At 37.7% G+C, this 12,624-nt stretch carries 12 protein-coding genes and 1 tRNA gene; 10 read left to right on the top strand and 3 right to left on the bottom strand.

The annotated features are described in order from the left end of the window. The first annotated feature begins 30 nt into the window (after positions 1–30). From ACI6PS_RS11400 to ACI6PS_RS11440, 9 genes are all read left to right on the top strand, one after another. Positions 31–1,557, top strand: coding sequence for a DUF4394 domain-containing protein (locus ACI6PS_RS11400; protein WP_421012696.1), 1,527 nt, complete (start codon positions 31–33; stop codon positions 1,555–1,557). 657 nt (positions 1,558–2,214) lie between these two features. Further along, on the top strand, positions 2,215–2,868 hold the full coding sequence (locus ACI6PS_RS11405) for a hypothetical protein (protein ID WP_421012697.1): 654 nt from the start codon (positions 2,215–2,217) through the stop codon (positions 2,866–2,868). A 145-nt stretch (positions 2,869–3,013) separates the two neighbouring features. After that, the gene (locus tag ACI6PS_RS11410; RefSeq protein ID WP_421012698.1) at positions 3,014–3,250 is read left to right on the top strand and encodes a hypothetical protein; all 237 of its coding nucleotides are present in this window, start codon (positions 3,014–3,016) and stop codon (positions 3,248–3,250) included. A gap of 75 nt (positions 3,251–3,325) precedes the next feature. Next, a complete protein-coding gene (locus ACI6PS_RS11415; protein ID WP_421012699.1) occupies positions 3,326–4,024 on the top strand; it encodes a GLPGLI family protein in 699 nt (232 codons plus the stop codon). A 158-nt stretch (positions 4,025–4,182) separates the two neighbouring features. Beyond that, the gene (locus tag ACI6PS_RS11420; RefSeq protein ID WP_421012700.1) at positions 4,183–4,533 is read left to right on the top strand and encodes a hypothetical protein; all 351 of its coding nucleotides are present in this window, start codon (positions 4,183–4,185) and stop codon (positions 4,531–4,533) included. Positions 4,534–4,583: 50 nt separating this feature from the next. Beyond that, positions 4,584–4,868, top strand: a complete 285-nt coding sequence (locus tag ACI6PS_RS11425; RefSeq protein ID WP_421012743.1) for a GLPGLI family protein — start codon at positions 4,584–4,586, stop codon at positions 4,866–4,868. Between the two features lie 19 nt (positions 4,869–4,887). Continuing rightward, on the top strand, positions 4,888–7,554 hold the full coding sequence (locus tag ACI6PS_RS11430; RefSeq protein ID WP_421012701.1) for a carboxypeptidase-like regulatory domain-containing protein: 2,667 nt from the start codon (positions 4,888–4,890) through the stop codon (positions 7,552–7,554). Positions 7,555–7,942: 388 nt separating this feature from the next. Then, positions 7,943–8,869: a DUF58 domain-containing protein gene (locus tag ACI6PS_RS11435; RefSeq protein ID WP_421012702.1), complete on the top strand. Its 927-nt coding sequence runs from the start codon at positions 7,943–7,945 to the stop codon at positions 8,867–8,869. 86 nt (positions 8,870–8,955) lie between these two features. After that, positions 8,956–9,029: transfer RNA gene (locus ACI6PS_RS11440), tRNA-Asp, on the top strand. A gap of 244 nt (positions 9,030–9,273) precedes the next feature. On the opposite strand, the gene ACI6PS_RS11445 is transcribed toward ACI6PS_RS11440, so the two are convergent. Next, a complete protein-coding gene (locus ACI6PS_RS11445) occupies positions 9,274–9,774 on the bottom strand; it encodes a DUF456 domain-containing protein (protein WP_421012703.1) in 501 nt (166 codons plus the stop codon). A gap of 82 nt (positions 9,775–9,856) precedes the next feature. On the opposite strand from ACI6PS_RS11445, the gene ACI6PS_RS11450 reads away from it, so the two are divergent. Further along, positions 9,857–10,336 (top strand): hypothetical protein, encoded by a 480-nt coding sequence (locus ACI6PS_RS11450; protein ID WP_421012704.1) that lies wholly within the window; start codon positions 9,857–9,859, stop codon positions 10,334–10,336. Positions 10,337–10,541: 205 nt separating this feature from the next. On the opposite strand, the gene ACI6PS_RS11455 is transcribed toward ACI6PS_RS11450, so the two are convergent. Next, entirely contained in the window at positions 10,542–11,669 is a 1,128-nt protein-coding gene (locus tag ACI6PS_RS11455; RefSeq protein WP_421012705.1) for a glycosyltransferase, read from the bottom strand. Further along, entirely contained in the window at positions 11,657–12,583 is a 927-nt protein-coding gene (locus ACI6PS_RS11460; RefSeq protein ID WP_421012706.1) for a hypothetical protein, read from the bottom strand. The genes ACI6PS_RS11455 and ACI6PS_RS11460 overlap by 13 nt, the downstream gene beginning before the upstream one ends. Positions 12,584–12,624: the final 41 nt, after the last annotated feature.

Genomic DNA, 12,624 nt, shown 5'->3' on the forward strand with positions numbered 1-12,624 from the left:
GATTTATTTAAATCAAAAAAAATAAATACTATGAAAAAAACATTCTTACCCTTAAGAAGATTGTCGTTATTGGTATTAACGGCACTATCGTTAACAGCTGTTTCGTGCAGTGATGATGATTCAAATCCAATCAACAATCCAGGAGCAAACGCACCAAATGTTGATTTTACGGCATTAACCGCGGGCAACAAAATTGCCTACTACAACGCCCGAAACCTTTCTGCTCCAACTTCTACCTTGGACATTACGGGGTTGCAACCATCTGAAACTATTGTGAGTATCGATTATCGTCCTGCAACCGGACAATTGTATGCTTTAGGTTCTACAAGTCGTTTGTATTTTATTAATGAGCAATCAGGTTTGGCCACAGCTTTGGGAACGACAGCTTTTTCACCAACAATTGCCAGCCAAAATGCTTCAATCGATTTTAATCCTACTGTAGATAGAATAAGATTGGTTACCGATTCAGGTCAAAATTTACGCTTGCATCCAGAATTAGGAACTGTAGCCGCAACAGATGGAAGCATCAACGGAGGTTCTAATCCTAAGATTGGAGCTGTTGCCTATACCAATAGTATGGCCGGAGCGAGTGCCACAGTACTTTATGATATCGATTATCAACAAGATAAATTATACATACAGAATCCCCCGAATGACGGAGGTCTTCAACTAGTTGGCGATTTAACGGTTGACTTTGCTGCAACTGTTGGATTCGATATCAATCCAGACAACAGCGCAGCACTTGCCGTTACTGCCGATGCCGAAGGATCTAAATTATATACCATCAACTTGGAAACTGGAAAGGCAAACTGGGTAGGGAATTTTGGAACATCCATCAAAAGTATTGCCTTCAAAACAAATCCGGTTGCTTTTGCGGTTACAGCAACAAACAAACTACACCGTTTCAATCCTATGAATCCTGCTGAAAATGCAGTTGACTTGATGGGAATGATGGATGGTGAAACCATTGTAGGACTTGATTTCCGTCCAGCTACTGGAACTTTGTATGCTATTTCCAGCCAAAGCAGATTGCTTACGGTGAATACGGCCAATGGTCAGGTTACGGCTATAGGTGCTGCGTTGACTCCGGCGGTTTCGGGGACGGCTATTGGGTTCGATTTTAATCCGATGGAAGATAGGATCCGATTGGTGACCAATTCGGGACAAAACCTACGCTTGCATCCAGATTTAGGAACCGTTGCCGCAACAGATGGTTCGCTCAACCCAGGAAGTCCGAGCGTGAGCGGTGCGGCCTACAGTAACAATTATTCAACAGCGGCTTCTACCGTTTTATATGTTTTGGATGCCGAAACGAATATGCTCTACACGCAAACTCCTCCAAACGATGGCACGCTGGTTCCTGTTGGAGCAATTGGAGTTGACATCACTGCTGATAACGGTTTTGATATCGGAGGAAGTAGCAATATGGCTTTTGGTTTGCTGAAAGCAGGAAATACAACAGCTGTTTACAATTTCAATCTATCAACTGGTGCTGCAACGAAAGTAAAAGATTTTAATATCAATGCCACCGCAATGGCAGTTGGTTTAGGTTTCTAAATTTAAATTAGTTATTTAGCAAAAGGAGTTTCGGGAAACCGAAGCTCTTTTTTTTGCTAATTAAGTAGGATGATTAGAATATCTTATTAGCGGTATAGGATAGTGGTGCTAGAGATGATGTATATAGGAATTAAGACGACTCTATTATGGAGTAGGTTAGAGGTTGATACGGCATGGATACGGTATAGCTACGGTATGGCCTTGTAGAAGAATGCTTTTTGAAGTGTTTTTTTGAAGTGTTTTTTTGAAGGGGATTACCTTGGGAAATGAGTAAGAAAAACGAGGCTGTCTTTATAATTGTAAAGATACATTCTTTATATTATGGACATGAATATGTTAAAAAAAAAACAGCTATGACAAACATTGCTGTTCTCGGTGTATGCACAAAATAAGAATGTTTATGTGGAGTATGCTGTAAAAATAAATGATAAAAAGGATTTGAATAATATGTGGCGGAAAAATGCTGAGAATTTTAAGGACAAATAAAACAATAAGGAGGAAGCAATCAAAAGATAGGTATGACGAATATTTTAAGCTTGGGAATTTAGGTTTTAAGAATAAATACAGTTAAACTCTACTAGTTGTTAAAATATAGAATTTAAGTAAGAAAGTTACGGCCAATACTATATATTTACTACCAAATTAAATGCCATATAAATGAAAACAATACTTGCTGATGACCATCCGTCAACACTAATTGCTCTCAAAGCAATGTTGAATAGTAGTTTGGAAAACAAGAGGTATGAATTTACGGAGTGCCTATCCTGCAAAGAAACTTATTTAGCAATAGAAAATAAATTATCCGAAAATAAAGCCTTCGATTTTGCTTTGCTTGACTACAGCATGCCAACTTATCCGGAGCAAGAAATAAACAACGGTGGCGATTTGTGTCTGCATTTAAAAAAGACAATGCCCAACTGCAAGGTATTTATTATTACAGCAATTATAGATAACGTAACCTTATTTGACATACTTCAGAATGCAAAACCAGATGGCATTGCTCTAAAAAGTGATCTCACTCACGAGAATTTCCCTCTTGCACTAGAATACATTTTTAAAGGAGAAAAGTACAGAAGCGAAACGGTAGTAAAGAAGCTTGATGAGATATGGGCGACCGAAATTTTCGTGCAACCATCCAACAGGAAAATCCTATATTATCTTTCGCAAGGATATAGAATTAAGGATATGTGTACCGAATTAGATCTTACTGAAGGAGGTATTCACAAAAGGATTGCAAAAATAAAAATGGCACTTAATGTAACGGATGACTCGAATATTTTAAGAGAAGCCAAAAAAAGGGGTTTTGTATAGTTTAACTATATTTGAAAGTATAGTTCAACTATACCCTTAGTTAAATATTAAAGTAAAATTTTGATATTTGTTTTAAATAATACAATTTCACAAAGGTTTTAATGCATTAACCAAAAACAAATTAATAATTTAAAATTTTTATCAAATGAAAAAAGTAATTTTAAGTGCTATCATGATGATAGCGTTTAGTGGAGTTAGTATGGCAAATGATATTGCTGAAGAAAAAACGTTAGTTAGTGATCCTTGTCAAGACGTATGTCATTTAGCATACAATTTAGCAAGAAGTGAAGGAGCAGATCATCAGACTGCAGATGCATATGCTGATCAGGTGTACTTAAATTGTGTGAAATCAAATAAATTGGAAACTCCAAAGGGGAAATAAGGATTATTTGACATTAAATTATGATCATTTAAAGACGACTCAAGAAATTGAGTCGTCTTCTTAAAAATTAATAAAATGAAAAACCATTTACTACTTATTATAATTTTTATGTTTACTTATTCGCATGCACAAGTAAAAAGTGGCGAGGTTATTTATGGAGTAACTGTAACCGAAAATAAGGAGAGCAATCTAGAAAAAATGATGCTTTCTATGAATGCCAATTATTATTCGATAACAAAGGAGTTTGAGTTTAAGTTGCTTTTTAATAAAAGCAAAGCATCGTTTTCAGAAGTACAGAAGCTGTATTCAGATGAGCAAGCTGTAAAATTCGGACAATTAAAAGTTGGAGTTGACGGCAGTTTTCTAATAAAAAACGATTCAGTTTATAATGAAGGAGCATCTGTTGGCATTGGGGAATATATAAAAAGAAAACTACTTTCTAAAAACTGGACACTACTAACCGAAACAAAATTGATTGATAATTATGTTTGTTATAAAGCAACAGCAGAGCATGTAGTGATCTATAAGGATAAAACATTTAAGCATCCTATAACTGCTTGGTATTGTCCGCAAATACCTTTTTCATTTGGCCCTCTTGGATATGGAGGTTTGCCAGGCTTGATATTGGAATTGCAAACTAAGGATGCTGTTTTTGGGGTTAAGAAAATACAATTGAGTGATACTACAATCGAGATTAAGGATTTGAAAAAATTTAAGATATTGGAAGAAGAAGAACTTAATGCATTAATCAGAAGAAAAAATGGCGAAGAATAAAATTTATACTGATCAGCGAACTTGATATAGTCTATTGGCAACGATTTCAAAATGAAAATAATTGTACTTTAATAAAGAAGTATCTAAAATTACTGAACCTAAAGGAAAAATAATTACTCAGCAAGAATTTAGCGAGACCTTAAAAAAATATTTTGAAAATGAAAAAGATTAGTTATTTTACAGTACTTCTAATTGTGCTGTTTACAAAAGTAGAAGCTCAAGAATTTAAGCCTAGCGATAATGTCCATATCCAATATAAAGCATACCTTAATAAAACTGAAGATCCTCAAATGTACTCAGAATTGATTTCTAATTTAAATGAAAAATTAATGGAAGTTAATTTTGAAATGATAATTAGCAATAGAGAAAGTGCTTTTGCATTAGTAGATGCTGACAAATTATCCAAAGACGACATAAATACTGTACTTGATATTTGTGACATGTTAGGAAATAGATGCTACAAAACTAAGGATTCAGATTTTTCAATGGTTGAAAAAGCAACTTTTTAATTAAATTTCCTACGAGAATAAATTGGAAAATTACTGATGAGAAGAAAACTATTCAAGGCTATAAATGCCGGAAAGCTATAGCTGTCTTAGAAAAACTAAATGAAGATAATCAATATTATGAAGCATATCCATTAGTAGCATGGTTTGCAGATGATATAGCATTACCATTTGGACCTAATGGTATTGGTAGTTTACCCGGTCAAATACTAGAGTTGGAACAAAGAATCATAACATTTGTAGCTGTAAAAATTGAAAAAGGAAATTTTATTTTGCCTAAAAAAGATACTAAAGAGGAGTTAACAATAAAGGAATATTACAGAAGAATTTATCATTAGAGTTCAATATCAAAACTAAATGCCAAAACACTTCCTCTTCATCCTCCTAATAACCTTCCAATCGTTTTCCCAAAAAACAATCACGGGAGTAATCGCCGATACCCTAAACAAACCCTTAGAATCGGCCAACGTCATTGCAAAACCCCTGCAGGAAAAAGCGGGGATCAAGTTTGCCATGGCCGACAACAAAGGCCGTTACAAGCTAGAGCTCGACAATAATGTAAAATATGAAATCATGGTTTCCTACATCGGATTCGCCGAAGAAATCCTGATCGTAGAAGCCAATTCCACCATCACCACCCATAACTTTATCCTCAGGGCAACCGGCGAAAACCTCAAGGAAATCGTCATCAAACACGAGTTTAAACCCATCATCATCAAGAAAGACACCCTAATCTACGACGTAAAAGCCTTTGCCAACGGAAACGAACGAAAGCTCAAGGAACAGCTCGAAAAACTTCCAGGAGTAGAGGTCGATAAAAACGGCGGTGTCACCGTGCAAGGAAAAAAAGTAACCAAATTTTTAGTAGAAGGCGACAGCTTTTTCGGAGGAGGCACCAAGCTCGGTGTCGAAAACATCCCCGCCAATGCAGTCGATAAAGTCGAGGTAATCGACCATTTCAACGAAGTCGGCTTTATGAAGCAGGTCTCCGATTCTGAAGATCTCGCCATGAACATCAAGCTCAAGGAGGACAAGAAAAAATTCGTTTTTGGCGATATAGAAGCAGGAGTCGAAGCCGGAAACGGCGACAACGGTTTCTATCTCGGCCACGCCGCACTATTTTACTACAGTCCAAAAACCAACATCAGTTTCATTGGCGACAGCAACAACATCGGCAGGAGCACCTTCACCTTCCAGGACCTCATGCGTTTTGATGGTGGTGCCAGCAGTTTTCTCTCGGGCAGAAAATCACTTACCAACCTCTATTCCTTTACCAACGACAATACAGATGTCGTGCAGAACAAGTCCCATTTCGGAGCACTGAATTTTAGCTATAAAGTTTCCTCTAAATTGGATGTTTCGGGCTATGGAATCTTTTCAAAAGTATTCACCGCAGAAAGGATTGAAAGCAAGATAGAATACCTGCAAAACGAATCCCTCACTTTCGAGAATCGTACTCAAAACGCCGACAACCGTTCCATGCTCGGAATCGGGAACATCAAGCTCGATTATTCGCCCTCAAAAAGCGAAAAGCTCTACTACAATACACAATACCAGTCCAGCAACAACGATATGCTGAGCACCTTGAATTCCATAACCGACTTGAATTCTAGCACTTTCGAAACCCTTAAAAATGCCGACAACACTTCCCTAAAACAATACGTCGAGTGGCACAAAAGCATCAACACCAAGCATACCACCACTTTTGTAGTCAATCATGCCTACGAAAAGAACATGCCTCAAAGCCAATGGTTCACCAATCAGCCTTTTCTCGCCGGACTCATTCCTCTTCAGGACGATTCCAGTTACACCATCAATCAAATCAAGAAAGTGCAGAACAACAGTGTCGATGCGCTTTTCAAGCACTATTGGATCATCAACAACTTCAACCATCTTTACACCAATGTCGGAAACAATTTCGGCACCTCTAATTTTGAAACCTCCGAAAAACAATTGCTGACAGACGGAACCATAAACGATTTCGCCACGGCAGGTTTCGGCAATAACGTAGATTACCGTTTGAACGATGCCTACATCGGTTTGGAATATAAATTCAAGATAGGAAGATGGACCAACAAGTCCGGACTCTATTTCCATTGGTACAATCTAAAAACCAAGCAGCCCGAGGGCAATTATACCCTCTCAAAAACCCTCTTCCAACCCCAATGGACTAGCGAATTCGAATTCAATAAATCCGAATCCATGCATTTCAATTACAAGCTCGAGAACGATTTCCCCGAAGCCAGCCAGCTCGCCAACCGTTTCACATTACAGAGCTACAACTCCGTCTTCAAAGGAAATGCCCTGCTCAAAAACGAGCGTTTCCATTCCGCAAACTTGCGCTACAACAAGATGAACCTCTACCGCGGCATCAACTGGAACGCCAGCGCCAATTTCAACAAAAAAGTCCGCACCACCCGAAACCAAATCCAAATCAGTGGCATCAACCAGTTCAACACGCCCATCATCACCGATAATCCCGAAACCAATTGGCGTTTCTATGGTTCGTTCCAAAAAAAGATATACAGGTTCAGAGCAGGTATCAACACCAGTTTCAGTTGGTTCAACTACACCCAAACCCTCAACAACATCACCACCAAAAACGACCGAAACGATCAAAACATCGGCATCACCCTTCGAACCGCCAAAAGAGAATGGCCCGATCTGGAAGTGGGTTACACCAAAGGTTTTAGCCAATTCAACGGCATCACCCAAACAAATTACAAGACCGATGCCTTCAACGCCAGTGGCTCCATCGAGTTCCTCAAGCATTTCGTCTATAAATTCAGTTACGAAAACCTCAAGAATACCGACAACAACAACCAAAGCAATTTCTACGAAATCGCCAACACATCCCTGCGCTACCAAAAGAAAAACAGCCCCTTCGGCTTCGAAATCTCCATCAACAACCTCTTCAACACCACCGTCAAAAACGACTATTCCTTCTCCGATTACAGCATCACCCAAAGCACAACCTATGTTTTGCCAAGAGTAATCCTCTTTTCAGTAAGTTATAAATTATAGTAAATCCTCAGTATTAGGAGCGAAAAGGTAGGGCAAAAAATAAATCCATATTCCTGCCTTTCCTTCCAATCTTTTATTTTTTTAAAGAAAAAAAATAAAAGATTTTCCCTCCAGTCAGGGCTATTGAGCCAACCATAAACCACCACCCCGCCAAAACACCCAACCAAAGCTAACCCACAACCCACAACCTACAACCCACAACCCCAAAAACTCATTCTCCATCTTCAGAAGCTCATTCTTCATCTTTAGTTATTCATTCTCCCTCTTTAGAAATTCTCAAACTCTTCAGTTGGAGCATTCACGCCACATAGCACAGCTACAATACCTACAAAACTTTAAAACAACAAAACATCAAATCACCAAATCATTAAATTCTTATCTTTGAGTCATGAACATCGAATCACAAATAAAAACCATATCCAGCTTCCAGCACCTCGAGCTGTTGGCCAATCAAGTTGTAGAAGGCTTCATCTCCGGCATGCACAAGTCGCCCTTCCATGGCTTCTCAGCAGAGTTCGCCGAACACAAAGTCTACAACGCAGGCGAAAGCACCAAGCACATCGATTGGAAACTCTTCGCCAAAACCGATAGATTGTACACCAAGCGTTACGAAGAAGAAACTAACCTCCGTTGCCATCTCATCATCGATAATTCATCCTCCATGTATTATCCAAAGCTAAAAACCAACGAACCTTTCTACAACAACAAGATAGGCTTCTCTGTCCTGGCTTCAGCCGTATTGATGAACCTGCTCAAAAAACAGAGAGACGCAGTAGGCCTCAGCGTTTATTCGGACAAATACGAATACTATGCCCCCGAAAAAGGAAGCGACCGCCACCATCGGATGCTCCTCAACCAGCTCGAAAACCTCATAGACAACAAAGTAGAAACAAAAAACACCGACACCATCACCTTCTTGCACCAAATTGCCGAGAAGATGCACCGTCGGTCCATGATTATCTTGTTTACAGACATGTTTCAATCAGGTAACGAAGAAGCGCTTTTCAATGCCCTGCAACACTTAAAACATAATAAGCACAAAGTAGTCCTCTTCCATGTAATCGACTCCAAAACCGAACTCAATTTCGATTTTGATAACGCCCCACGCAAATTCATCGACCTCGAAACAGGGGAGGAAGTGAATATTTTTGCTGATAACGTAAAAACCGAATACGAAAAACAAGTAGAAAGCTATTTCAAGAAATTGGCCTTGACCTGTGCTCAGAACAAAATCAGGTATGTTCCGGTAAATGTGGGCGAAAATTTCGAAAAAATTTTAACCACATATTTAGTTGAAAAACAATTGTTTGGGTAAGACATCAAAAAAAAGTTTGAAATTTTTTTCAAAAACACTTGCAGAAGTGAAATTCTGTAGTATCTTTGCAACCGCAATAAAGCAGAGGTTTGGTAGTTCAGTTGGTTAGAATACATGCCTGTCACGCATGGGGTCGCGGGTTCGAGTCCCGTCCAGACCGCTAAATTGAGTAAGAAGGTTTTCAGAAATGAAAACCTTTTTTGCCCAATAAAAGTATCTAAAGCTAGTTGTGTTGTTTTGCTCAGCAATGAGCAGGTTTAGTAGTTAGACCAATGAAAAGCTTTCCACTTTTGTGGATGGCTTTTTTGATTTAAGGCAGTTTTGTAATTGTTTTTGTGTTGCGTAATATGTAACTTAAATGCTCTTAAATGTCTTATATGGTTAAGAGGAATATTCTTGATTGTTTAAAACAATCCCTTCCAATTTCTCCAAACAATCGTAAGAAACAATCCAAAATACACCATACACACCACAAACTTCATAAAAGTAGAAGCCAGAAATCCAATAAACGAACCTGTCGCAGCTTTCAAGGCACGCTTATGGTCTGTAGAATTGTAAATCATCTCGCCAACAAAAGCTCCAACAAACGGACCAATAATAAAGCCAAACGGAATCGGAACAAAAATCCCCACAATCAAACCGATATTCGTTCCCCAAACGCCATAACTGCTTCCGCCAAAACGTTTCGTGCCTTTAGCCGGAATCACATAATCCAGAATTGCAACAATCACGGCAACAAAGAGTGTTATCCCCAAAACCCAATAATTCATTTCTACGGCCTTAGTAAAGTACAAAAGCAACAAACCGACCCAACTTATCGGCGGACCAGGCAAAACGGGCAGGAAGCTTCCCAAAATGCCAATTATCATGCACACAAAACCCAAAACCAACAGCAAATAGTCCATAATTTAAAATTTCTTACATTTGAAAAATTATAATAGTATCTTTAATCCACTAAAATAAACTATTTGTTCACGTAAAACAGCGATGAGAAAGACAATTTTTTTACTTCCCTTTTTGATTTTCATCAATTCCTGCCAATATTTCGACAAGCAAGTGCCGTCAAAAGAAGAACTGTTGCAAAAGGAATTGAAGTCCATCAATTGGAACGAAGTCGATGAGCTTCCCTCCATCAACGAATGCGAACAAATTCAGGACAAAACCCAGCGTCAACAGTGCTTTTTTGACTTTCTTACCGCCAAGATTCAAGAAAAACTAAGCATCGACACACTTTCGATCTTATATCCAGAACTCGACACGATTGAAGTAAAAGTAACCGTCTTTCCAGATGCTTCACTCAAATTCGAACCGCAATTTCCAACCGATTCTTTGGCCTACGACAAGATTAAAATCGACAGTATCCTTCATGCGCGTTTGGTTGATTTTCCAAAGATAAATCCAGCACTGAAGAGAGGAATTCCTGTAAAAACACAGTTTATTTTGCCAGTGATTTTAGAAGTCGAGTAATTTTTTAGGAGCTATTTCCTGCTATCCATTACAAATGAAATTCATTGAACTCCAAAGACAAATAAATGTATTGTGAGATAATCTTTTCCTTTTTTCTTTAAAAAGGAAAAGGATTTCCATTACTATCAGGGCTAGGGCAGTAGTGTTTTTAAGAAACTTCGCAAACTAAAGAAAATCAAAAATCCTCAATCAAGAATCTGCAATCTTAAATCTTAAACCGTCTTCCTTTCCATTCGTATTTTCCAAAAAATGAATAAAAAGCAACAGCCGTACTGAAAAAAGGATACAATAAATTACTGAAAACAAAATGCCGAACCATTCTCGTCTGGATGAATTTCCCCGTTTGATACAGCAATAAAAAGTCGACAAATATTTTCAAGGCAAACAGAAGATACCAATTCCAGAAGGAGAACATAGAAAAAAGAGTCAAGAAAAAAGAGATTACGATTGCAAGATTTCCCGCAAAAACAATCAATGCCAGAACTTTTCCGAAGCCACTATCATAAGACGTTGATTTAGAAGCCCACCGAATTCTCTGATAAAACAAGGCGTTCCAATCGTTCAAAGGTTTTGTAAAGACAATCGCAGAGAAAGCTTTCAAATAATGCACTTTTTCAGGAAACTGGCGAATTGCTTTTTGCAATAAAAAAACATCATCTCCACTTGCAATTCCATCATTTCCTTCAAAACCATTCAAGTCGGCAAACAGTTTTTTGGTATAACCGAAATTCGCTCCATTGCACATAAAAGGTTTTCCAATTCCAAAAGTTCCAATCGTGGCACCTTGCAAACTCATCAAATCCATCTGTTGAAATTGATGAAGAAAAGAACCTTCCGCGTCATAAGAAACCGCTCCGGCAATCATCTCGCAATTCGTTTTCTGGATAAAATCATCAAATGTCAAAAGCCAATCGGGATGTACAAAACAATCCGCATCAGTTGTGAGAATCCAATCGTTTTTGGCAAAACAAATTGCCGTTGAAATCGCATCTTTCTTCGGAGAATTCGATTTCCTTTCGTTATTTATAATCTGAAAAGAAAAACTCAAGGCAGGAAATCTTTCAATTATTGAAACAGATTCATCATCCGAATCATCGTCAATAAAAACTACTTCAAACAATTCTCGCGGATAATTCAATTGCGAAAAAGAATACAACAAGCCCGGAAGATTTTCGGCTTCATTCCGAAAAGGAACTACAATTGAAAATTTTGTGATTGGTTTGGAATTCTCTTTTTCATAAAGCCTCACTTTATTAAATCCATACGATATCCATGCGATGAAAATCGAATAAATAATAATGATTGTAAAAAAAACAATGCTTAGGATTTCCATTTCGACTTGAATTTAAATACATAAAAGCTACCAATAAAAACGGGAAGCACCACATTCAGAAACCACATCAGCGTACTGATAAAAACTACAATCCATTCATTTACACCTAAAATCCCGAAGAAATAAACGGCAACGCTTCCTTTTACTGCAAAGTCCAAAAACTGAAAGGTAGGTAAAGATGAAGCTAAAAAATATACTGCTGTTATGGTTCCCATCAAGGTCCAATAAGGCAAATCGACATCAAAAGCCAGAAATAAAAAATAGTATTGATGCGAAAAAATCAAGTAACGGCAAACCGCCAAAAAGATATTCTTCTGATGAATAGCTTTCGGGATTTCGTTGATTTTTTCAAACAGTCGATCGAGTGAATAACCTTTGATCTTTATTTTTTTAAAGAGAAAAGAAGCAAGAAAAAAGAAGCAAGAAATTCCGAGAATGATTAAAACCCATTTTCCATAACCTAAAATCATCAATCCGATTGTTCCAAAAACAATGGTTAGAATCATTTGAATTCCGTTGCAGATAAGGTTCAAGAAAACAACTTTCTTGGCTTCTTTCTTTTCAAAGTAAAGTGCTTTTGCTCCGTATTCACCAATTCCATTTGGTGTAAAAATCGAAGCGGTTAGTGCGCTTAAAACTTGCTCTGTTGCTTTTCCAAGTGATATTTTTTCGATGACTTGGGCTAGATTTTGCCATTTTAAAATCTCAAAAAAGCGATTAAAAAAACTAAAGTAAAGTATGAACAATATCCCCCAAAATGATTTTTTACGTTCGAGCAATTCCAAGAATTTATTCCAATCCAGTTTTTCGTTATGAGCCAGTTGATTATAGATAAAATAAAAAGCACCGCCAACAATCAAAAGTTTGACCAGAAACGTGAGGAATTGTTTAGCTTTGTGAGGAATTGAAATCATTGTCGCAAAGGAACAAAACTTTAGACTTTAAACATTAAACT

The sequence above is a fragment of the Flavobacterium sp. PLA-1-15 genome (assembly GCF_049060005.1).
In the GTDB taxonomy this organism is placed as follows: domain Bacteria; phylum Bacteroidota; class Bacteroidia; order Flavobacteriales; family Flavobacteriaceae; genus Flavobacterium.

Bases quoted from the DNA above. Each gene is read 5' to 3' on its own strand.
- ACI6PS_RS11460 (WP_421012706.1), bottom strand. From the start codon at position 12,583: ATGATTTCAATTCCTCACAAAGCTAAACAATTCCTCACGTTTCTGGTC.
- ACI6PS_RS11450 (WP_421012704.1), top strand. From the start codon at position 9,857: ATGAGAAAGACAATTTTTTTACTTCCCTTTTTGATTTTCATCAATTCC.
- ACI6PS_RS11420 (WP_421012700.1), top strand. From the start codon at position 4,183: ATGAAAAAGATTAGTTATTTTACAGTACTTCTAATTGTGCTGTTTACA.
- ACI6PS_RS11410 (WP_421012698.1), top strand. From the start codon at position 3,014: ATGAAAAAAGTAATTTTAAGTGCTATCATGATGATAGCGTTTAGTGGA.
- ACI6PS_RS11435 (WP_421012702.1), top strand. From the start codon at position 7,943: ATGAACATCGAATCACAAATAAAAACCATATCCAGCTTCCAGCACCTC.
- ACI6PS_RS11405 (WP_421012697.1), top strand. From the start codon at position 2,215: ATGAAAACAATACTTGCTGATGACCATCCGTCAACACTAATTGCTCTC.
- ACI6PS_RS11400 (WP_421012696.1), top strand. From the start codon at position 31: ATGAAAAAAACATTCTTACCCTTAAGAAGATTGTCGTTATTGGTATTA.
- ACI6PS_RS11415 (WP_421012699.1), top strand. From the start codon at position 3,326: ATGAAAAACCATTTACTACTTATTATAATTTTTATGTTTACTTATTCG.
- ACI6PS_RS11445 (WP_421012703.1), bottom strand. From the start codon at position 9,774: ATGGACTATTTGCTGTTGGTTTTGGGTTTTGTGTGCATGATAATTGGC.
- ACI6PS_RS11455 (WP_421012705.1), bottom strand. From the start codon at position 11,669: ATGGAAATCCTAAGCATTGTTTTTTTTACAATCATTATTATTTATTCG.
- ACI6PS_RS11430 (WP_421012701.1), top strand. From the start codon at position 4,888: ATGCCAAAACACTTCCTCTTCATCCTCCTAATAACCTTCCAATCGTTT.